The following is a 23,155-nucleotide window of genomic DNA, read 5'->3' as shown; positions in this document are numbered from 1 at the left end:
GTGTAGTTACGAGCGAAGCATCTTTGAAAATACGACGAGTTGCCCCGAAGCACCCATCACCTCTGAAAAAGCTAGAAGATGCAGGGGCATAATGGTAAAACCACAGCCACGAGCGACGCATCCGTGAATCATCTACGAGTTGCCTCGACGCATCCATCCTCTTCGAATAAGCTATCAGAGGAAGAGGCATGACAAGGAAGGCTGTCCGTTCTCAAGAACAAATACTTAAAAAATAACTATAATTTTATAATGCGGGTGTAGTTTAATGGTAAAACCACAGCCACGAGCGACGCATCCGTGAATCATCTACGAGTTGCCTCGACGCATCCATCCTCTTCGAATAAGCTATCAGAGGAAGAGGCATGACAAGGAAGGCTGTCCGTTCTCAAGAACAAATACTTAAAAAATAACTATAATTTTATAATGCGGGTGTAGTTTAATGGTAAAACCACAGCCTTCCAAGCTGTTGTCGTGGGTTCGATTCCCATCACCCGCTCCATACATATTTGAGCAACGCAGTGTTTCGTATCGCAAAGAACGAAGCATTGCGTTTTTTACTATTGTCATGCTACCAAAAAGAAACAGATTTTCTCTTCCGTTGGAATATGATAATCTATTTTATAGTGGCATCAAACACTAACTTTCAAAACGAACCTTAATATATATATAAAGTTATACAAATCGAGAAAGGAGGTACGGATGATGGACTACCAGCAGTTAAAACGCGAAATCATTGAATATGCACAAACGATCGGTATTGATAAAATTGGCTTTGCTTCTACTGATCCTTTCACAGAGTTAAAAAATCGGTTAATCCGACAAAAAGAATTAAACTACCAATCTGGTTTTGAAGAACCAGACATCGAAAAACGAACCAATCCAGCACTTCTTTTTGATAAACCCCAATCAATCATTTCGATTGCGGTAGCCTATCCTTCCAAAATGAAGGAGCATGTTCGCGGTGGAAAAGGAGAACGACGCGGATTATTTGCCCGTGCCTCTTGGGGAGAAGATTATCATCTCGTCTTAAGGAAACGGCTCCATTTACTAGAGCAATTTATTTTAGAAAAGTACCCCGAAGCTCGCTGTAAGTCAATGGTGGACACCGGAGAATTATCTGACCGTGCTGTTGCAGAGCGAGCAGGTATTGGCTGGAGCGGAAAAAATTGTGCCATTATTACACCGGAATTTGGCTCATTTGTTTATTTGGGAGAAATGATTACAAATATTCCATTTGAACCTGATACACCAATGGAAGATCAATGCGGTTCTTGTACAAAATGTTTAGATGCTTGTCCTACTGGAGCACTTGTACAAGGAGGACAAATTAATGCAAAAATCTGTATCTCATATTTAACACAAACGAAAGATACATTGCCGGAACAATACCGTTCTGTCATCGGTAACCGTCTGTACGGCTGTGATACTTGTCAAGTCGTTTGTCCGTATAATCGCGGAGTAGATTTTCATTTTCACAAAGAACTTGAGCCAGAAGCGGAAATAGCAAAACCGCTATTAAAACCAATCCTTCATTTAAGCAATCGGAAATTTAAGGAAAAATTTGGTCATGTAGCAGGGGCGTGGCGTGGTAAAAAGCCCATTCAACGGAATGCCATCATTGCACTAGGTCATTTTAAAGACGAAACGGCATTACCAGACCTTGAAAAAACAATGAACGATGAACGCCCAGTGATCCGCTCAACCACTGCTTGGGCATTAAGTAAAATTGGTGGCGAGCAAGCAAAACAAATCCTCGTCCAAGCAAAACTAACGGAAAAAGATCCTGATGTGAAAAAAGAAATTGATCAAGCTCTTGCAGTCATTAAGTCGTAGCTACTCTTAAAAAAAGAATCGGTAAAAATATAGCATATTATTTTTCAACTTGTTCATAGGAGTGAAAGGTGACTGGAATTTACGGAGTACACCGACAAAGTTTAACAAAACGTAAAATTCAGGGTTATCCTAACACAATCCTTTCATACGAATAGTATGAAAGGAGCGTGTATATATGATTCAACAATTGGAAGCTTTATTACAAAGAAGAGTTAATCAATGTATCAATGATAAAGAAACGGGTTGCTCTAAAATAGAACGAAAGAAAGCGGTACTTTCCAAACGAGATGGGGAAATTATTAAGGCGCGAGCAACTGGGAAAATTTTAAAAGAGGAAAAAACAGATAATCATACTCAAGTTTATTATCAAGTTCACTTTCTTTACGTAATAAGACAAGGGAAAAATGTTTTTGTGGAAGAAGAGCTGGAAGATAGAAAAGCACAGTTTTATAAAGAAACTTTAATGGCGGATGAGGAGGAAGTATTTATTGATAGAACAGAACTTCCCAATCTGACTATGGATTCAAATAGCGGGTTAGAGCGAATCGCCTATACGTATGACCGCAGGAAAGCAGTCCAATATGCGGAACGTTGGTGGAATGATTATAATCCACAGTTTAGAAAATTCCAAGTAGATTGTACGAACTATATATCCCAATGTCTATATGCTGGCGGGGCACCAATGCGGGGGTTTCCGAACCGAAGCAATGGCTGGTGGTATCAAAATAACAATTGGAGCTTTAGTTGGTCTGTTGCCCATTCACTCCGTTGGTATTTAGGCCAATCAAAGACTGGTCTCCGGGCGAAAGAAGTTCAAGATCCTCGGGAATTGCGGCTTGGTGATGTTATTTGCTATGATTTTCAAGGAGATGGGCGTTTTGATCATACGACGATAGTTACGGCAAAGGACTATAACGGGATGCCCCTTGTCAATGCGCACACAACAAATAGTCGGATGCGCTATTGGTCTTATGAAGATTCCTCTGCATACACCGATAATATTAACTATAAATTTTTTACAATTATTGACGATAATTAACATAATCTGCAACTTTTGTACGAGGTGAAATAGTGTGACACTAAATGTAGTACTATACCAACCAGAAATTCCAGCCAATACAGGGAATATTGCTAGAACGTGTGCGGCAACTGATACTCATTTACATTTAATTCGACCATTAGGTTTTTCCACTGGTGATAAAATGTTAAAAAGAGCAGGCCTTGACTACTGGTCTTTTGTAAAAATACATTATTATGATTCTTTGGATGAGTTTTTCGTCCAAAATGTTGGTGGGGAATTTTACTATATTGAAACATTTGGCGATAAATTTTATACTGACTTTGATTATAGCCGCAAAGATAAAGATTACTTTTTTATGTTTGGTCGAGAGACGAATGGATTGCCAATGGATTTAATTGAAAAAAATAAAGAACGATGTTTGCGAATCCCGATGAATAACAATGTTCGTTCATTGAATTTGTCCAATACTGCTGCAATTCTTATTTACGAAGCATTGAGGCAACAAAATTTTCCTAATTTAAAGTAGTTAATGTGTGACTTTGTCTAATATAGGCAAAGTCTTTTTATTATATTGATTAGCATCCATTGAAGTAAAATAAAGGTAAGACATAAAGGAAGGTGAAAAGAATGTCTGAAAAATTGGAGTTAGCAACATTTGCTGGCGGTTGTTTTTGGTGTATGGTAAAACCGTTTGACAAATATGAAGGAGTAAAAAAAGTTATTTCCGGCTACACTGGTGGAACGAAGTGTAATCCAACATATGAAGAAGTGTGTTCCGAAACAACAGGTCACCGGGAAGCAGTCCAAATAAGTTTTGACCCTACTATCATTTCATATGAAAAATTATTGCAAATATTTTGGCAAGTAATTGATCCGACAGATCCAGGTGGACAGTTTTTTGATCGTGGCTTATCATATCAAACGGCAATCTTTTATCATAATGAACAACAAAAACAACAAGCGGAAATCTCAAAGCAGAAACTGGAAAAGAGCAGGAAATTTACAAAGCCGATTGTGACAGCGATATTACGAGCGAAGGAATTTTATCCAGCAGAAGAATACCATCAAGATTATTATAAAAAGAATCCCCTTCACTATGAATCTTATTTTGTTGGATCAGGGCGGGCAAAATTTATAAAAACTAACTGGGGTGATCAAGATTGAATAAACCGAAAGAAGATGTGTTGAAACAATTATCGCCGTTAGCTTATGAAGTTACCCAAAATAATGGAACAGAACCACCATTTCGCAATGAATATTGGAATCATTTTCAAGAAGGAATATATGTTGATATCATTTCAGGAAAACCTCTTTTCAGTTCAAAAGATAAGTATGATGCAGGATGTGGCTGGCCGAGTTTTACAAAACCAATAGATGAGTCGGAGATTACTGAAAAACTAGATACAAGTCATAATATGATTCGCACGGAAGTAAGAAGTAAAACTGCAGATTCTCATTTAGGACATGTCTTTCCAGATGGACCTGGACCTGCTGGACTTCGTTATTGTATAAACTCTGCGGCATTAAAATTTATTCCGAAAGAGGATTTGGAAAAAGAAGGATATGGAAAATACAAAAAACTATTTGAATAATTTTTACTATATGTAGCCTAGTTTTTAGATAATGATAAGGGTAACAATGCTCATGATGTAAATCAAACATTTTTTAGGGAGACTCGGAAAGGAAGTAAATTAACATGAATCAAGTGATTGAAACGATTTTAGCACATCGTTCTGTACGTCAATTTACAGAGGAAGCGTTAACTACGGAACAAATTGAATTAATTGTTCGCAGTGCACAAGCAGCTTCTACATCAAGCTTTATTCAACCTTATACGATTATCGGTGTTACCGATTACGAAGTGAAAAGAAAATTGGCTGAAATAGCAGGAAACCAATCTTATGTTGCTAATAATGGTTATTTATTCGTTTTTTGTGCAGATTTTTATCGACATGAAGTAATTGGTGAAATGGAGGAAGCAGAGTTATCGTCAACGCTAGAAAGTACAGAAAAATTTATGGTCGCTCTTATCGATACAGCACTAGCAGCCCAAAATGCAGCAATTGCAGCAGAATCTTTAGGTTTAGGCATTTGTTATATCGGTGGTTTGCGAAATCATTTAGAAGAAGTGTGTCAACTTCTCGAAACACCACAGCGTGTCATCCCATTGTTCGCCCTTGTTGTCGGTTACCCAGTAAAACTGAATGAGCAAAAACCACGACTGCCTCTTCATCATGTTTTTAAAGAGAATAAATACGAAGCTAATCAAGAAAAAATAAGGAATGATTTGCATGAGTATAATGACATCATTCATCAATATTACCACGAACGGACTGCTGGAAAACGAGGGGATACTTGGACTAACCAAATGGCGAAAACGTTAGGAAACAAGGTTCGGATGTATATGAATGATTTCGTTAAAGGGAAAGGTTTTAATAAACAGTAATGAAACAGAATCTAACTGACAAAAAAAAGAGTTGTCACTTTCGGACAGCTCTATTTTTTATCGAATAAAGTTTATTTTTTATACGTACCAGGTTTATCATTGTATCCTGATGTGAAGATGGCAATTAAAAATGTGATTGTAACCCCGAGAATAATTAGTGCCTTCATTCTATTTTTCCCCCTTTAATTATGTAACCCTTTGCTTGACAAACTCAATGATATTATAACTTATTTTTTAAATAAATGAAATAATAACATTTCCACAGTTACATTCTAGTTTATTGCTTTTGCGGTATATTACGATAGTTCATGTGCAGCTAAATTAATACTTTTATAAATTTTGTTAATGATATGAAATAAGACTTGTCTATCATTCATTTTTTCTGTTGCATGTTCATATAAGTATAGGTATAAGTTGCAATCATCATTTACTAATACTTGATAAGAAACAATGTTAGGTCAGAAAAATCTGATTCGTGCCTATAAAGTAATTGAGGAGGTTTCTTAAGTGAACATATTAGATAAAATATCTAAATATCGGGAAGAGGAAGAAAAGTTAAAATGGGAAGGAACCTTTGCACAGTATTTAGAACTGTTAAAAGAAAAGCCGTGGGTTGCACAATCAGCTCATTCACGTGTTTATAATATGATTAAAGATGCTGGGATAGACGAAACAGAGGCGGGAAAACAATATAAGTTTTTTAGTTCCCAACTTTATGGATTAGATGAAGCACTTGAGCGACTTGTGGAGGAATACTTTCATCCTGCAGCTAAACGATTAGATGTACGTAAACGAATTTTATTACTAATGGGTCCAGTAAGTGGTGGTAAGTCTACCTTAGTGACAATGTTAAAACGAGGTTTAGAAGCCTATACCCACTCGGAACGTGGTGCAGTTTTCGCGATAAAAGGCTGTCCGATGCACGAAGATCCACTGCATTTAATTCCACACCATTTACGCGAAGATTTTTATCAAGAATATGGAATTCGGATTGAAGGGAACTTATCACCGCTAAATATGTTACGACTGGAAGAAGAATATGGTGGTCGGATTGAGGATGTGTTAGTCGAACGAATTTTCTTCTCCGAGGATAAGCGGGTCGGCATCGGTACATTTAGCCCATCCGATCCAAAATCTCAAGATATTGCCGATTTAACAGGCAGTATTGATTTTTCCACTATCGCTGAGTATGGTTCGGAATCCGATCCTCGCGCTTATCGATTTGATGGTGAACTGAATAAAGCGAATCGCGGGATGATGGAATTTCAGGAAATGTTAAAATGTGATGAAAAGTTCCTCTGGCATTTATTATCACTTACGCAAGAGGGGAATTTTAAAGCGGGGAGATTCGCACTTATTTCTGCGGATGAACTTATCGTCGCTCATACGAACGAAACTGAATATCGCTCGTTTATTTCCAATAAGAAGAATGAGGCCCTTCACTCGCGAATTATTGTCATGCCAATTCCGTATAATTTAAAAGTTACGGAGGAAGAAAAAATTTACGAAAAAATGATTCGCGAAAGTGATGTGAACGATGTCCATATCGCTCCACACACGATAAAAATTGCAGCAATGTTTACCATCTTAACGAGGCTGAAAGAACCAAAGCGTGGCGATATTGATTTAATTAAAAAAATGCGCCTTTATGATGGAGAAGCGGTTGAAGGTTTTAATTCAGCGGATTTAGCTGAGCTGAAAAAGGAACACCCTGATGAAGGAATGAGTGGGATTGATCCTAGATACGTCATTAATCGAATCTCTTCCACCATTATCCGTAAAGAAGTAAAATCAATAAATGCGTTAGATGTGTTGCGCTCCTTAAAAGAAGGGTTAGACCAACATCCATCCATTACACAAGAATTGAAAGAAAGGTATTTGAATTTCATCTCCATTGCTAGAAAGCAGTATGATGATATTGCAAAAAAAGAAGTACAAAAAGCATTTGTTTATTCGTATGAGGAATCTGCTAAAACATTAATGGATAACTATTTGGATAATGTGGAGGCATATTGTAACCGCACAAAGCTACGTGATCCATTAACTGATGAAGAAATTAATCCAGACGAAAAATTAATGCGTTCCATTGAAGAGCAAATCGGCATATCGGAAAATGCAAAAAAAGCATTCCGGGAAGAAATTTTAATTCGAATTTCGGCCTTTGCAAGAAAAGGAAAACGATTTGATTATCGTTCCCATGATAGATTAAGAGAAGCAATTCAGAAAAAATTATTCGCTGACCTAAAAGACGTTGTAAAAATTACTACATCTACGAAAACACCAGATGAACAGCAATTGAAAAAAATAAACGAAGTCGTTGCGCGTCTAATTGATGAGTACGGTTATAACTCCACTTCAGCAAATGAACTTTTACGATACGTTGGAAGCCTGTTGAATAGATAGGTATCGTAAAACGTGTTTTTAAAAAAAGGGTTTTGGTCCAATTAACTAATTTGCTTCTCTGCTAAAGTGAACGAAATTAGCTGTACCGCCATAAAACAAGGGCTGTAACCGTTAATTCAAGTACAGAACTCCATCGCTGAATGAACTTCAGCTCTAAGTGGAGAAAACAACTTGATTCGGGAACAGCCCTTTTCTTTTCGGGATTATATTTAACCTATCAATATGAAAAAATTACTTTCCTATAAGTGCCATAACTGCCTTATAAAGTATTACTAGAGAGAACACTAATACAGCTACTAGTCCTAATAATGTTGTGACAGGTTCAATACTTTCTAGTGGTGTATCAGCAAGTGGCATTCTAAGTAAGGCAAATCCGGCAAGAATACTCGCGAGAAAAAGTAAAATAGCGCGATCCATTTTTCATCCCTCCAATCAATACATATATATGTACAAGTTTTTAAAAAAGTTCTTTTTTCGTGTAAAAATGATGAAAAAAACTACTAGTTTTACTGTCATAGTGTTGAATATTAATGAAGCTTAAAAGGAACATTGTAAGTTTTTCTTAATTAAGATAAAATACAAATAAATATGGCTATCATTCATCATTAGATGATGATTAATATAAACTCAGAACAGGTAAGGGTAAGGGTGAAAAGCAATGATAACAATTAATGAAATTGCCAAATTGGCGCAAGTTTCCCGAACGACCGTATCCCGTGTTCTCAACAATTCTGGATATGTAAGTGACGAAGCTAGAAAACGAGTGCTAAAAGTAATTGAAGAGACAGGCTATACCCCGAGCCAGCAAGCACGCTCTTTGCGGACGAAAGAAACGAAAGTGGTAGGGGTAATTTTACCAAGAATTAGTACGGAGACTGCGAGTAAAGTTGTGGCCGGAATAGATTCCGTTTTAAGTGAAGCAGGTTATCAAATTTTGTTAGCAAATACAAATCTTCAAATGGAAAAAGAACTTGAATACATTCAATTACTTGTCAATCGACAAGTAGACGGAATAATTTTACTAGCTACGAACGTATTGCCAGAATTAGTTGCGAAGGTGGAACAATTGTCCATTCCAATTGTTGCTGTTGGTCAAACTTTTCCAAATATCACCTCCGTCGTATATGATGATTATCATGCAGCAAAAACGTTAACAAAAAAGTTTATTGAAAAAGGTAAAACGAAAATTGCCTTTATAGGGGTAAAAGAAACAGATGAAGCAGTAGGGGTTAGTCGAAAAAATGGTTTTTTAGATGCTATGCGAGAAAATGGTCTAGAAGTTAGAGAAGAGTGGTTAATTACAGGGAGTTTTGAGTCGAAATTTGGTTATCAGGCAATGAAAACGATTTTTACTGAAACAGATACGATGCCAGATGCCGTTTTTGCAGCCACTGACCGACTAGCTATTGGAGTGATGTCGTATTTAAAGGAACAAAACATCCAAATCCCGGAACAAATGAGTATTGCTGGAATTGGGTCCTCCGAAATATCAAAATATATGTCCCCGAGTTTAACGACAGTGCAATATGAAAATGAGCATGCTGGTGAAATTGCTGCAACGATTTTGTTACGTAACTTACAAGGGGAGCATGTACCACCAGAAAAAATTATCTTAAGTTATAGACTTATAAAACGGGATAGTTTATAATTTTTAAAAGGTGTGGAATCGATTTCTGTTCTTGCGGACATAATGGAATCGATTCCACGAAAAACAAATAATCTGGAATCGATTCCTCGCGACAAATAAAAAATTCATTAACACATTTTTTTAATCAAAATTGGCATGATAAATACGAAAAAGGAGTGGAAATGATGTCGGAAAATCAAAATATTGCAAAATCTGTTTTAGAGGCGGTTGGAGGTCAAGAAAACATTGTTTCTGTCGCCCACTGTGCAACGAGATTACGAATCATGGTTAAAGATAAAGAAAAAATTGATCAAGAAAAAGTGGAGAATACAGATAAAGTAAAAGGTGCATTTTTTAACTCTGGTCAATATCAAATTATTTTTGGTACCGGTACGGTAAATCGAATTTATGATGAAGTCATTAAATTAGGTGTATCTGGAACGACTAAAGCTGAGCAATCGAAAGAAGCAGTGAAATCAGGTAGCAAATTCCAAAGGGCGATACGAACTTTTGGTGATGTGTTTGTGCCTATTATTCCTGCTTTAGTTGCGACAGGTTTATTCATGGGATTACGCGGTCTTATCATGCAGGAGCAAATATTAGCTCTTTTCGGGTTAGTTCCAGAAGATATATCAAAAAACTTTTTATTATTTACTGAAATACTAACAGATACAGCATTTGTCTTTTTACCAGCGCTAGTTGCATGGTCAACGTTCCGAGTTTTTGGGGGAAATCCGACAATTGGTCTCGTTTTAGGCTTAATGCTTGTAAGTCCATCATTACCAAATGCTTGGGGCGTTGCTGGTGGTGATGTGCAGCCAATTATGTTCTTTGATTTTATTCCTGTAGTTGGTTATCAAGGCTCCGTCTTACCTGCCTTCATTGCAGGATTTATCGGTGCGAAATTAGAGCAATGGATACGTAAAAGAGTACCAGAAGCACTAGATTTAATCGTTACACCATTTTTAACACTATTAATTATGATTACTTTGGCGTTATTTGTCATTGGACCGATTTTCCATTCAGCAGAAAATATCATTTTATCTACATTTAAAGCAATATTAGAATGGCCTTTCGGAATTAGTGGGTTAATCATCGGTGGTCTAAACCAATTAATCGTGATTACAGGGGTTCACCATATCTTTAATATGTTAGAAATTCAATTGTTAGAGGCATTTGGAAATAATCCTTATAATGCAATTATTACTTGTTCTGTTGCTGCTCAAGGTGGTGCGGCATTAGCTGTTGGATTGAAAACTAAGTCAGCCAAGTTAAAAGCATTAGCATTGCCATCGTCGTTATCTGCCTTTTTAGGTATCACGGAACCAGCAATTTTCGGTGTTAATTTACGATACTTTAAACCATTCGTAATGGCATTAATAGGTGGTGCAGCTGGAGGATTTTTATCATCTATTCTTGGCTTAAAAGGTACTGGTATGGCAATTACTGTTATTCCTGGGGCATTGTTATATCTAAATGGTCAAATTTTACAATATTTGCTTGTAAATGCAGTCGCAATTGGAATTGCCTTCACTTTAACTTGGTTCTTTGGTTATTCCGATAAAATGCAAAAAAATATAAGTAATGAATAAGACAAATATGTACTGGCAAACAACATTAAGTACTATCAGATATGTTTAAACATATCGTTAGTTTTAAGTGACCTCATAAACGAGAACGATGACCCTTTAACAATTTTTTATTTACACAAGTTTTATGAAAAACACGAGCAGAGTTGGTCCTTTGGATACATTGTAAAAAATTTTCGCTAGAAAAAAATGGAGTTGAGTTGTCCCTTACTTGCATTGTAGGGGATAACATCTTGAAAAAGTCAATGAAGTCTTTTTAGTTACGTTTCGATAGGAACATAATGAAACCGTATAAAATGTTACTAGATTAACGGCAGTAGAAATAAATACCTTTTGCATAGCACTGTGCAAAACTTTAAGAGTTGTCCGTTCACTCCAAACAATGTACTAAAAATCAACCTCTCACACAGCCTTAACATAAGGAGTTATTCAAAATGGAAAAAGAAGTTCAGCAAAGAGAAAAGATTACTCGATTATTAGACGACTATCAAAAACGCGAAATTGCTGACCCATATCGCTTAAAATTTCATCTAACACCAAGGATCGGATTACTCAATGATCCTAATGGTTTAATTCAATTTAACAATCGATACCACGTATTTTTTCAGTGGAATCCATTTGCTACAGACCATACATATAAATGTTGGGGACACTATTCCACAAAAGATTTTATTACTTGGCAAGAACATCCCCCTGCACTTTTACCTGACGAATGGTATGACAAAAATGGTTGCTATTCGGGTTCAGCGGTAGAACATAACGGGAAATTATATTTGTTTTATACTGGCAATGTAAAAAATGAAGCGGGCGATAGGGAAACATATCAATGTATGGCTGTGTCTGAAGATGGTATTCATTTTGAAAAAAAAGGTCCCATTATTTATTTACCAGATGGCTATACAGCGCACTTTCGTGATCCAAAAGTTTGGAAGGAAGAAGATTATTGGTATATGGTATTAGGTGCACAAACGAAAGATGAAATGGGTGTTGCAGTTTTATATCGTTCCGCTAATTTTAATGATTGGGAATTTTTAGGTGAAATCGCAGGAAGCAATAAAAATGAGCTAGGGATGTTTGGCTATATGTGGGAATGCCCAGATCTGTTTCACCTTGATGATAAAGAAGTGTTAATTGTTTCACCACAAGGACTTGCTGCAGATGGTTATCAGTACCAAAATCTTTTCCAATCTGGGTACTTTATTGGGAATTGGAATCAATCGAATCATCAGTTTTATCATGGGGAATTTACGGAATTAGATCGTGGGTTTGATTTTTATGCACCACAAACTTTTGAAGATAAACATGGCAGAAGAATTTTGTATGCATGGATGGGGATGGCCGATGGAACAGAACCGTATCACCAATCGGTAAAAAGCGGTTGGATTCATTCGTTAACAATCCCACGCCAATTAAAAATGAAAAATAATCATCTTTATCAACAGCCACTCGAAGAACTAAAAAAGTTAAGAACTTCTGAAAAAACACATTTACTTCACTTATCTCAAGAAGAGCAACAATTATCTCTTACGTCTCCTTGCCAAGAAATTTTTATGGACATAGAGCTAGAGGGAAGTTTATCCATTGTGATTAGCCCAGAATGCCAAATTGTATATGATGGCAGTTCCATTATAGTTGATCGAATTAGTTTTTCTAGTGAAAATAGAGAAACTAGGCAAGTACCTTTAAATAAATTGCGAAACTTACATCTATTTTTAGACCATTCGTCGTTAGAGTTATTTATTAACGATGGAGAGGAAGTATTTACGCTACGCTTTTATCCGACTGAAATTGTTAACAAACTAATATTTTCAACTGACAATGAAATAAAGTTAAAAGCTCAATGTTGGGAACTTGACGAATTAAAATGGATGTTAAATAATGAATAAATGGATGGATTTGTTAAATACTTAACAAAACTTTGATTGCATAAATGGAAGGAGAACTACAATGTTAAAAAAATTATTTGGTAAAAAAGAGACTTCTTCAAATAAAGTTGAATTAACAGCACCACTAACAGGAACGTTACTACCGTTAGAACAAGTACCTGATCCTGTTTTCTCGGAAAAAATGATGGGTGATGGGATTGCTATTGAGCCTACGGAAGGAAAAGTAGTATCCCCAGTTGATGGAGAAATATTACAAGTATTTCCTACAAAACATGCAGTTGGTATTAAAGCTAATAACGGAGCGGAAATTTTAATTCATATTGGTTTAGAAACAGTCGGTATGGGTGGTGAAGGCTTCACTGCACATGTTGCGGAAGGAAGTAAAGTAAAACAAGGTGATTTGTTAATAACAGTCGATCTTGACTTAGTCAAAGAAAAGGCAAAAAGTACGATTACACCAATGATTATTACTAATGGTGATAATCTGACTATTGAAAAAGAGTCACATAATAAAGTACAAGCTAACTCCGAAGTCGTATTGAAAGTTACTGCCAAATAAAGGTTTTTTAAATGCATAATTAAAAGGTCATCATTGAAAAATGGTGACCTTTTCCTTTTTTCTCTGCTTGTCCTAAATGAAAATAACAGTAAATTTTTAAAAAGGTCTTGCATAAGATAAAGTAATTCAAAAAAAGTATTTCTAAACATTCAGAAATATATCGAGTAATACTAATTTTTCCTTGTAACAAAGCAGTGCAAAGACAGTCGACAATATATGTATGCACTTATGGTGTAAAATGTGCATTATTTTGAGAAATTTTTTTATAATGGGAGGGAGAGAAAATGAGTCATTTGAACAAACAACCATTTACAGTTTCACAAGAAGACTGGTCCCTCCATCGAAAAGGCCATGAAGACCAGCAAAGACATAATGAAAAGGTACAAGAGGCCATAAAGAAAAACTTGCCTGACTTAATTTCAGAAGAAAGTATAATTTTATCTAACGGAAAAGAAGTAATAAAAATACCGATTCGTTCATTAGACGAGTATAAAATTCGATATAATTACGATAAAAATAAACATGTGGGCCAAGGAGATGGAGACAGCCAAGTAGGGGATGTTGTTGCGAGAGATGGATCTGGTGAGAAGGCAGGAGGTCAAGGTGAAGGTGCTGGTGATCAGCCAGGGGACGATTACTATGAAGCGGAAGTATCTTTAGCAGAAATCGAAGAACAATTATTTAGCGAATTGGAACTTCCAAATTTAGAACGTAAAGATGATCATGAATTAGTCGTGGAAGATATTGAATTTAACGATATTCGAAAAACGGGGCTAATGGGGAATATTGACAAAAAAAGGACGATGTTATCGGCCTTTAAAAGAAATTCCTTAACAGGTAAGAAAAGTTTTTATCCGATTTATCCAGAAGATTTAAAGTTTAAGACGTGGAACGAAGTAGTAAAAACGGAATCAAAAGCAGTTGTGTTAGCGATGATGGATACGAGTGGCAGTATGGGCATATGGGAAAAATATATGTCACGCAGTTTCTTTTTTTGGATGACGCGATTTTTACGTACTAAATATGAAACTGTAGACATTGAATTTATCGCCCATCATACAGAAGCAAAAGTTGTAACGGAAGAAGAATTTTTTTCAAAAGGAGAAAGTGGTGGAACAATTTGTTCTTCTGCTTATCGTAAAGCACTAGAACTAATTGATACAAAGTATTCTCCAAATCAATACAATATTTATCCTTTCCATTTTTCTGACGGAGATAATTTAACATCAGACAATATTCGTTGTGTTAAATTAGTGGAAGAATTGATGGAAGTATCTAATATATTTGGTTATGGAGAGGTGAACCAGTATAACCGGCACTCTACATTAATGTCGGCATATAAACATATTAAACATGATAAATTCCAATATTATATCTTAAGACAAAAAGCGGATGTCTTTCATGCTTTGCAAAGTTTTTTTAAGAAAAATGTAACAGAAAACTTTCCACAGTTTGCGTGAATAATGGGAAGTAAAAAATCGACAATACGATTGTCGATTTTTTTGTTGCAAGGATCTCTTTTTCGTGATACATTATCATTACGTAAACGTTTACGTATTTAATTGATAAAATTACGTTAATATGTTTATGCTAGTACATATAAATCATATACTTAAGCGATTACGGGTATGATGATTATATCGATCAAAAACAGGGTTGTGATTCTGATGCCATATACCATTAAAGATGTTGCAAAGTTGGCCAATGTATCAACCGCGACAGTATCTAGAGTTCTCAATGACCAAGGTGGATATTCAGAGAAAACGAAACAAAAGGTTTTAGCAGTTATACAAGACTTAGGTTATGAACCGAATGCTATTGCGCGTGGTCTTGTGAATAGACGCACACATACCATTGGGTTTTTAGCTCCCGATTTAACGAGTACTTTTGCCAATGAATTGTTAAAAGGGGTTGAAAAAGCTGTACATGATCGGGGGAGTAGTGTTATTGTTTGTCACACGGAAAATCACGGAGTCAAAACAATGAAATATTTACAATTACTCCATGAAAAGCGAATTGATGGCATTATTTATACAAGCCATGAACTTAAGGAAGAATACTATGAGTATATAAAGAAAATGAATGTTCCACTTGTTCTATTGGCGACAGAAACGGAACAGTATTCCGTTCCTTTTGTAAAGGTGAATGACCGAGCTGCAGCATTTTCCGCAACAGAGTATTTAATTAAAAATGGACATCGGAAAATTGGGTTAATTATCGGTGAAAAAAGCGATCGGATTGCCACTATTCCGCGGCTGGAAGGATACCGGACAGCATTAGCCCATTATCAAATTGATTTTAACTGGGACTATGTTATTTTTAGTGATAGTTATTTTTTTCGGGATGGCATTGCTGGCTTACGTAACTTAAGAGAAGTTGCCCCAGAAGTAACTGCCGTTTTTGCCGGTAGTGATGAAATAGCGATGGGTGTATTATCGGAATGCTACCGGAAGAATATTAAAGTTCCTGATCGATTATCCGTTATCGGTTATGACAATATAAAAATAGCGGAAATGACCACACCTGCTTTAACGACGATTGCTCAACCTTTAACAGCAATGGGCGAAAGATCTGCTCAAATGATTTTTACTATGTTAAATGGGGAGCGCTTAGTTAGCAGTCAATTTTTACCACATACGATTATTGAAAGAGAATCAGTAAAAAATCTTAACTAAAAATAAATAATGAATTTCTAACAATACATTATGAAATTCTAAATAAGATTAAATATTTTATAAAAGGAGCAAACATCATGAAAAAAACTTGGTGGAAAGAAAGTGTTGTATATCAAATTTATCCGCGTAGCTTTAATGATAGTAATGGCGACGGAATTGGTGATTTAAGAGGAATTATTGAAAAGTTAGATTACTTAAAAACCTTAGGAATTAATGTGATATGGTTATCGCCTGTATATCAGTCACCTAATGATGATAACGGCTATGATATAAGTGATTATCAGGCCATTATGGCTGAATTTGGAACGATGGTAGACTGGGAAGAGCTTCTTGCAGAAATGCATAAACGGGAAATGAAATTAATAATGGATTTAGTTGTTAACCACACTTCAGATGAACATGCGTGGTTTGTCGAATCTCGTAAGTCGAAGGATAATCGTTACCGTGATTACTACATTTGGCGTCCCGGGAAAGACGGAAAAGAACCGAACAATTGGGAATCCTCCTTTAGTGGATCAGCCTGGCAATATGATGAAGCAACTGGCGAATATTTCTTACATTTATTTAGTAAAAAACAACCAGACTTAAACTGGGAAAACGAGAAAGTACGGGAAGAAATTTATAATATGATGACCTGGTGGCTCGATAAAGGGATTGACGGATTCCGGATGGACGTTATTAACTTCATTTCAAAAGTTCCTGGTCTTCCTGATGGTGATCCAGTACCAGGTAAAAAGTATGTATCAGGACATAAATATTATATGAATGGTCCTCGGATTCATGAATTTTTACACGAAATGAATCAAGAAGTTCTTTCAAAATACGACATTATGACTGTTGGAGAAATGCCAGGAGCAACTGTCGAACAAGCAAAATTGTATACCGATCCAGAGCGAAAAGAGCTGAACATGGTGTTTACCTTTGAACATATGGACTTAGATTCTGGTCCAAATGGTAAATGGGATTTGCGTCCTTTAAAACTAATAGATTTAAAAGAAAATATTACAAAGTGGCAAACAGGGTTACATGGTGTTGGTTGGAATAGTCTTTACTTAAATAATCATGATCAACCACGGCTCGTCTCTCGTTTCGGTAATGATAAAGAATATCGTGTTGAATCGGCAAAAATGTTAGCTACTTTCTTGCATATGTTACAAGGTACCCCGTACATTTACCAAGGCGAAGAAATTGGCATGACTAATGTGCGCTTTGATTCCATTGATGATTATAAAGATATTGAAATCCTGAATATGTATAAGGAAAAAGTAATAGAAGGCAATGAACCTGTAGAAAAAGTAATGGAATCCATTTATGTCAAAGGTCGTGATAACGCAAGAACGCCAATGCAATGGAATGATAGTGAACATGCCGGCTTTACGACAGGAAAACCGTGGATTAAAGTAAATCCTAATTATAAGGAGATTAACGCAGAACAAGCAATGGCGGATGGAAATTCAATTTATCACTATTACCGCAAATTGATTCAATTACGAAAAAATCATCCGATTATTGTTTATGGTGATTACAAGTTACTAGATAAAGAAAACGAGCAAATTTTTGCTTACTTACGTTCCTATAACGGTGAACGTCTCCTTGTCGTAAATAACTTTACAGCCGACACTGTGGAGTTTCGTATGCCAGTAGGAGAATTTACTCCAACGAGTTTATTAATCAGTAATTATGAGGTAGAGGCGAATTTACCGTCGGAAACATTAACATTACGCCCGTACGAAACAAGAGTGTATTTCGGTAAATAAAAAAATTTTTAGCAAGAAATCCACTTCTCCCCATATGATTTTTTAAAGAACAATATTTAATCTTTTGTTCGATAAAATTTCAAAAGGGGAGAAGGTTGTGGGGATATTTTATGATAAAGAATTAAATTTATTTCATTTAAAGGGAAAAGATACGAGTTATGTGATGCAAATTATTCGTGACGGTTATTTAGCTCATCGTTATTGGGGCAAGCTTGTTAATGAATTTTCTGAGGAATCTATAACTTATATGTACCGTCCATTTTCACCTAATCCGGATAAAACGGACCGGAAATTTTCTCTTGATACACTCCCTCAAGAATATCCACAGTATGGAAATTCTGATTTTCGCATGCCTGCCTATCAAGTTCAATTACAGGACGGATCGACGATTAGTGACTTGCGTTACCATTCACATTTAATCATGAAAGGAAAACCACAATTACAAGGACTTCCAGCAACCTATGTGGATGAGGCGGAAGATGCGGAAACATTAGTTATTACGTTAGAAGATAAACATATCGGTCTGAAAGTGAAGCTGACCTATACTGTTTTTCATCAATTAAATGTATTCACAAGATCTACTTTATTTATAAACGAAGGGAAAAAATCGTTTAAGTTGTTACGGGCTCTCAGTATGAGCATTGATTATTCAGATTGTGAGTTTGATTTGTTACATTTATATGGTGCCCATGCAAAAGAACGATTTTTGTCGAGGCACCCTTTGAAACCAGGAATCCAAGCAATTGGTAGTGTAAGGGGAACGAGTTCTCATCAACATAATCCATTTCTTGCCCTCGTTCGGAAAGAGGCGAATGAATTATCTGGTGAAGTGTTTGCCTTTCATCTTGTCTACAGCGGGAACTTTTTAGCTGCAGCAGAGGTAGATCAATTTCAAACTACTCGTGTCACGATGGGGATTCATCCTTTTGATTTTACGTGGTTACTTCATCCGAAAGAGACATTTCAAACCCCAGAAACGGTATTAGTCTATTCATCTGAAGGTTTAGGAGCAATGTCTAGAACCTTCCATCAACTTTATCTAAAATATTTAATGCGCGGCAAATACAAGGATCGAATCAGACCGATTGTTTTTAATAACTGGGAAGCGACTTATTTTCGCTTTAATTCCCAACGATTATGGAAATTGGCGAAAGTTGCAAGTGAAATAGGAATAGAATTATTTGTTCTAGATGATGGGTGGTTTGGAAAACGTAATAATGCAAAAACTTCCCTTGGTGACTGGGTTGTGAATATGGAAAAAATCCCTGAAGGCTTAGATGGATTTGCCCGAAAAATCGGTAGCTTAGGCTTACAATTTGGTCTCTGGGTGGAACCAGAAATGGTGTCTGTTGATAGTGAACTATATCGCCAACATTCAGATTGGGTTTTACATGTACCTAACCGACCAAGAACAGAAAGTCGAAACCAGTTAATTTTAGATTTGTCACGACGAGATGTTCAAGATGAAATAATTAATCAAATGACAAAGCTCTTTAACAGTGCTCCCATTTCTTATGTAAAATGGGATATGAATCGCCATATGACTGAAATTGGTTCCGCATGTCTGCCACCAGAGCGTCAAAGGGAAACAGCTCATCGATATATGCTCGGTCTATATCGGGTATTATCGGTATTAACAAATCGGTTTCCCGATATATTGTTTGAAAACTGTTCAGGTGGAGGCGGGCGTTTTGACCCAGGGATGTTATATTACATGCCACAAACATGGACAAGTGACAATACGGATGCGATTTCTCGGTTAAAAATTCAATATGGTACAAGTTTCGTTTATCCAATCATTTCTATTGGTTCCCATGTCTCCAATGTTCCCAATCATCAAGTTGGGAGAATTACGTCACTAGATATCCGTGGAGCAGTGGCAATGAGTGGGAATTTAGGATATGAATTGGATTTGACGAAATTGTCAAAGACAGAAATCGATACAATTAAAGAGCAAATAGGAAAATATAAATGGATTCGCCGACTAATTCAATTTGGTGAATTTTACCGGTTGTTAAGTCCTTTCGAAGGCAATGAAGCGGCATGGTTATTTGTGAATCAAGAAAAAACAGAAGCAATTGTTTTTTACTTTTATATTTTGGCAGAACCGGCTGCCCCGATAAAATTTCTTAAACTGTGTGGATTAAGTAGAAGGAAACAGTATCAAATAGTCGGAAGTTCTAAACGGTATGGCGGCGATGAATTAATGAATATCGGTTTGGCAATACCGGCTGATGTAAAAGGAGACTTCCAAAGTTTTACATGGTATTTGCGAGAAGTAACTTGAATTTTTATTAGTCAAGTGTTAAAAGCTCGGAATTTTACTTGCTAGTTACTGGAATAATAGTATAATTGATGGGGTTTATATAAGGCAATTATTTTTAGCTAAGAGCTTCAACTAAAGAAGAATGTGTGTAGAGGTGGCAAATTATGCAGAAAAAATGGTGGAAAGAAAGTGTCGTTTATCAAATTTATCCGCGCAGTTTCAGAGATAGTAATGGTGATGGGATTGGTGATCTTCGCGGAGTAATTGAAAAACTTGATTATATAAAGGATTTAGGAATCGATGTCATTTGGATTTGCCCGATGTATAAATCTCCTAATGACGATAATGGTTATGATATAGCTGATTACCAAGATATTATGGAAGAGTTTGGTACGATGGCAGACTTTGATGAACTTCTCTCTGAAGTCCATAAACGGGATATGAAAATCATTTTAGATTTAGTAATCAACCATACGAGTGATGAACATCCTTGGTTTATTGAATCACGTTCATCAAAGGACAATCCAAAACGTGATTGGTATATTTGGCGTGATGGAAAAAATGGAAAAGAACCAAATAATTGGGAATCAATCTTTGGGGGTTCTGCTTGGGAATATGATGATTCAACAGACCAATATTATTTACATTTGTTTTCCAAAAAGCAACCAGATTTAAATTGGGAAAATGAAGAAGTACGAACAGCACTCACCGACATGGTAAATTGGTGGTTGGATAAAGGGATCGACGGTTTCCGTGTCGATGCTATTTCACATATTAAGAAAAAACCAGGCCTCCCAGACATGCCAAATCCGAACGGCCAACAATATGTTTCTTGTTTCCCATATATGATGAATGTGGAAGGAATCGATCAGTTTTTAAGGGAATTTACAGAAAAGACATTTAAAAAATACGATATAATGACCGTCGGTGAGGCAAACGGAGTCCGCATTGAAGATGCCGATAGATGGGTCGGTGAGGAAAATGGATATTTTAATATGATTTTCCAGTTTGAGCATATCGACTTATGGAGTAAAAATACTGATCAAACAATTGATGTACGCAAATTAAAACAAACGTTAACAAAATGGCAAAACGGCCTGGAAGGTATCGGCTGGAATGCTTTGTTTTTAGAAAACCATGATAAACCACGTAGCGTTTCCAGTTGGGGAAATCCAGATAAATATTGGAAGGAAAGTGCCAAAATGCTTGCTTCCCTTTATTTTCTTATGAAAGGAACCCCATATATTTATCAAGGCCAGGAGATTGGCATGACCAATGTACAATTCCAAACTATCGAAGAATATGATGATGTAAGTATGATTAATTTTTATCATGCTGAAAAAGCAAAAGGCCGTCCTCATGAAGAAATAATGGAAGTAATTTGGACACAAGGCCGTGATAACTCACGAACTCCAATGCAATGGAATAGTGAGAAAATGGCAGGCTTTACTTCTAGTGATCGACCGTGGATGGGCGTCAATTCGAATTACGTAGACATTAATGTAGAGCAACAATTAAATGATCCAGACTCGATTTTAAACTTTTATAAAAGGTTAATTCAAATTAGAAAAGAACATCATGTGTTCGTTCATGGTAAGTATGAATTATTATTTGAGAATGATCCGCAACTATTTGTCTATACACGAACAATGGGCGATCAAAGGGCGATTGTCATTTGTAACTACGGTGAGACTGAACGGGAATTACGATTACCTGAAGATTTCGTTCTTACATCATCACAACTTTTAGCAGCCAATTATGATTCAGCAGATTCACAGCTATCAGAGCAAACGTTGCTAAAACCTTATGAAACAAGAGTGTATTTAATTTAATCGCTATAAAATTATCTGCTCTGTATGAAGCGCAAAGTACTTTTCTGTATGTTGCAGCTACATCAGGGCAGTTTTTTTATGTAAGAAAAAAGAGTTGCTAATAGATTGTTGGAATGTTCGATAGATGTGTTATTGTTTAAGATAGGAGTATTCACAAGAATACATTATGATACAATATTTATTGCACATACTAATGATAATGACAAAAAAGGGGTGGATAACAATGATGACAAATGGTATTAATCGAGTGGTTCTCGTTGGTACTGGTGCAGTAGGTTCCAGTTATGCGTTTGCGTTATTGAACCAAGGAGTAACGGAAGAACTTGTTCTTATTGATATTAATGTAGATCGTACAGAAGGGGATGCGATGGACTTAAATCATGGATTACCTTTCTCACCAACACGAACAAAAATTTGGTCTGGAGATTATTCAGCATGTGCGGAAGCAGATATTGTCGTTTTGACGGCCGGGGCGGCTCAAAAACCGGGAGAAACAAGGCTCGATTTGGTAGAAAAGAATACGAAAATTTATAAATCAATCGTTGAATCAGTAATGGATAGTGGATTTAATGGTATTTTTATTGTGGCAGCGAACCCTGTCGACATTCTTTCGTATGTTGTATGGAAATACTCTGGATTACCGAAAGAAAGAATTATCGGTTCAGGAACCATTCTGGATACAGCTAGGTTGCGATTTTTATTAAGCGAGTATTTCGATGTGGACACACGGAACGTTCACGCATACATAATTGGGGAACATGGGGATACGGAGTTGCCTGTATGGAGCAAAGCAAATATTGCGGGTATTTTATTAAAGGATTATATGAAGAAAAATAGTGCGTTCAAAGCAGCAGATTTAGAAGAGATTTTTCTAAATGTACGCGATGCTGCTTACCATATCATTGAAAAGAAGGGGGCAACGTATTACGGTATCGCCATGGGTCTCGTTCGCTTAACGAAAGCTATTTTACAAAATGAACATTCCGTCCTCACTGTTTCCACTTATTTAAATGGGGAATATGGAAATGAAGATGTGTTTATCGGTGTACCAGCGATAGTTACTCGCGCCGGAATAAGAGAAGTCATCCAAGTAGATTTGGATGAAAATGAGCAACAGCAATTTAACCATTCCGTTAGCGTATTAAAAGAAATTATCGAACAGATTCATTGGGACGATATGTAATATCTAATTGCCAATACATTTATGATCCTATCACATTAAAATCCTCCATGAGCAAATCGTTTTTACGAATTAAAAGGC

At 36.3% G+C, this 23,155-nt stretch carries 18 protein-coding genes and 1 tRNA gene; 18 read left to right on the top strand and 1 reads right to left on the bottom strand.

The window, feature by feature from the left end; genetic code table 11:
- Positions 1-425: 425 nt before the first annotated feature.
- The 8 genes from BN1242_RS05585 (at position 426) to BN1242_RS05550 (ending at position 7,703) form a co-directional block, all read left to right on the top strand.
- Positions 426-499: transfer RNA gene (locus tag BN1242_RS05585), tRNA-Gly, on the top strand.
- A gap of 203 nt (positions 500-702) precedes the next feature.
- Positions 703-1,833: a tRNA epoxyqueuosine(34) reductase QueG gene (queG, locus tag BN1242_RS05580; protein ID WP_062352525.1), complete on the top strand. Its 1,131-nt coding sequence runs from the start codon at positions 703-705 to the stop codon at positions 1,831-1,833.
- Between the two features lie 175 nt (positions 1,834-2,008).
- The gene (locus BN1242_RS05575; RefSeq protein ID WP_062352522.1) at positions 2,009-2,872 is read left to right on the top strand and encodes an amidase domain-containing protein; all 864 of its coding nucleotides are present in this window, start codon (positions 2,009-2,011) and stop codon (positions 2,870-2,872) included.
- 34 nt (positions 2,873-2,906) lie between these two features.
- Positions 2,907-3,380 (top strand): tRNA (uridine(34)/cytosine(34)/5-carboxymethylaminomethyluridine(34)-2'-O)-methyltransferase TrmL, encoded by a 474-nt coding sequence (gene trmL, locus BN1242_RS05570; protein WP_062352519.1) that lies wholly within the window; start codon positions 2,907-2,909, stop codon positions 3,378-3,380.
- 101 nt (positions 3,381-3,481) lie between these two features.
- A complete protein-coding gene (msrA, locus tag BN1242_RS05565; RefSeq protein ID WP_062352516.1) occupies positions 3,482-4,018 on the top strand; it encodes a peptide-methionine (S)-S-oxide reductase MsrA in 537 nt (178 codons plus the stop codon).
- Complete coding sequence (msrB, locus tag BN1242_RS05560; RefSeq protein WP_062352513.1) at positions 4,015-4,446, top strand: peptide-methionine (R)-S-oxide reductase MsrB; 432 nt, start codon at positions 4,015-4,017, stop codon at positions 4,444-4,446. Before msrA ends, msrB begins: the two co-directional genes overlap by 4 nt.
- A gap of 104 nt (positions 4,447-4,550) precedes the next feature.
- Positions 4,551-5,300, top strand: coding sequence for an oxygen-insensitive NADPH nitroreductase (gene nfsA / locus BN1242_RS05555; RefSeq protein WP_062352511.1), 750 nt, complete (start codon positions 4,551-4,553; stop codon positions 5,298-5,300).
- A 507-nt stretch (positions 5,301-5,807) separates the two neighbouring features.
- Positions 5,808-7,703, top strand: coding sequence for a PrkA family serine protein kinase (locus BN1242_RS05550; RefSeq protein ID WP_062352508.1), 1,896 nt, complete (start codon positions 5,808-5,810; stop codon positions 7,701-7,703).
- A 231-nt stretch (positions 7,704-7,934) separates the two neighbouring features.
- Here the strand turns inward: BN1242_RS05550 and BN1242_RS05545 are convergent, their stop codons facing one another.
- The gene (locus tag BN1242_RS05545; protein WP_062352505.1) at positions 7,935-8,120 is read right to left on the bottom strand and encodes a hypothetical protein; all 186 of its coding nucleotides are present in this window, start codon (positions 8,118-8,120) and stop codon (positions 7,935-7,937) included.
- Between the two features lie 241 nt (positions 8,121-8,361).
- Here BN1242_RS05545 and BN1242_RS05540 point away from each other — a divergent pair, with 241 nt between their 5' ends.
- From BN1242_RS05540 to BN1242_RS05495, 10 genes are all read left to right on the top strand, one after another.
- Entirely contained in the window at positions 8,362-9,351 is a 990-nt protein-coding gene (locus tag BN1242_RS05540; RefSeq protein WP_062352502.1) for a LacI family DNA-binding transcriptional regulator, read from the top strand.
- Between the two features lie 164 nt (positions 9,352-9,515).
- Positions 9,516-10,922: a sucrose-specific PTS transporter subunit IIBC gene (locus tag BN1242_RS05535; RefSeq protein ID WP_062352499.1), complete on the top strand. Its 1,407-nt coding sequence runs from the start codon at positions 9,516-9,518 to the stop codon at positions 10,920-10,922.
- A 431-nt stretch (positions 10,923-11,353) separates the two neighbouring features.
- Positions 11,354-12,805 carry a sucrose-6-phosphate hydrolase gene (locus BN1242_RS05530; protein WP_062352496.1) on the top strand — a complete coding sequence of 484 codons (1,452 nt, stop codon included), beginning with the start codon at positions 11,354-11,356 and terminating at the stop codon, positions 12,803-12,805.
- A gap of 61 nt (positions 12,806-12,866) precedes the next feature.
- Complete coding sequence (locus BN1242_RS05525) at positions 12,867-13,364, top strand: PTS sugar transporter subunit IIA (RefSeq protein WP_062352494.1); 498 nt, start codon at positions 12,867-12,869, stop codon at positions 13,362-13,364.
- Positions 13,365-13,648: 284 nt separating this feature from the next.
- Complete coding sequence (gene yhbH / locus BN1242_RS05520) at positions 13,649-14,824, top strand: sporulation protein YhbH (protein WP_062352491.1); 1,176 nt, start codon at positions 13,649-13,651, stop codon at positions 14,822-14,824.
- A gap of 207 nt (positions 14,825-15,031) precedes the next feature.
- Positions 15,032-16,039, top strand: coding sequence for a LacI family DNA-binding transcriptional regulator (locus BN1242_RS05515; RefSeq protein WP_062352488.1), 1,008 nt, complete (start codon positions 15,032-15,034; stop codon positions 16,037-16,039).
- A gap of 77 nt (positions 16,040-16,116) precedes the next feature.
- A complete protein-coding gene (locus tag BN1242_RS05510) occupies positions 16,117-17,796 on the top strand; it encodes a glycoside hydrolase family 13 protein (protein ID WP_062352485.1) in 1,680 nt (559 codons plus the stop codon).
- Between the two features lie 97 nt (positions 17,797-17,893).
- Positions 17,894-20,083, top strand: coding sequence for an alpha-galactosidase (locus BN1242_RS05505; protein WP_062352482.1), 2,190 nt, complete (start codon positions 17,894-17,896; stop codon positions 20,081-20,083).
- A gap of 143 nt (positions 20,084-20,226) precedes the next feature.
- Positions 20,227-21,894, top strand: coding sequence for a glycoside hydrolase family 13 protein (locus BN1242_RS05500; RefSeq protein WP_062352479.1), 1,668 nt, complete (start codon positions 20,227-20,229; stop codon positions 21,892-21,894).
- A gap of 226 nt (positions 21,895-22,120) precedes the next feature.
- Complete coding sequence (locus BN1242_RS05495; protein WP_062352581.1) at positions 22,121-23,077, top strand: L-lactate dehydrogenase; 957 nt, start codon at positions 22,121-22,123, stop codon at positions 23,075-23,077.
- Positions 23,078-23,155: the final 78 nt, after the last annotated feature.

Origin of the sequence: Bacillus kwashiorkori (assembly GCF_001375515.1) — a bacterium.
Classification (GTDB): domain Bacteria; phylum Bacillota; class Bacilli; order Bacillales; family Caldibacillaceae; genus Bacillus_BK; species Bacillus_BK kwashiorkori.
The sequence above is the reverse complement of the archived record's forward strand: the minus strand, read 5'-3'. Positions and strand labels throughout refer to the sequence as shown.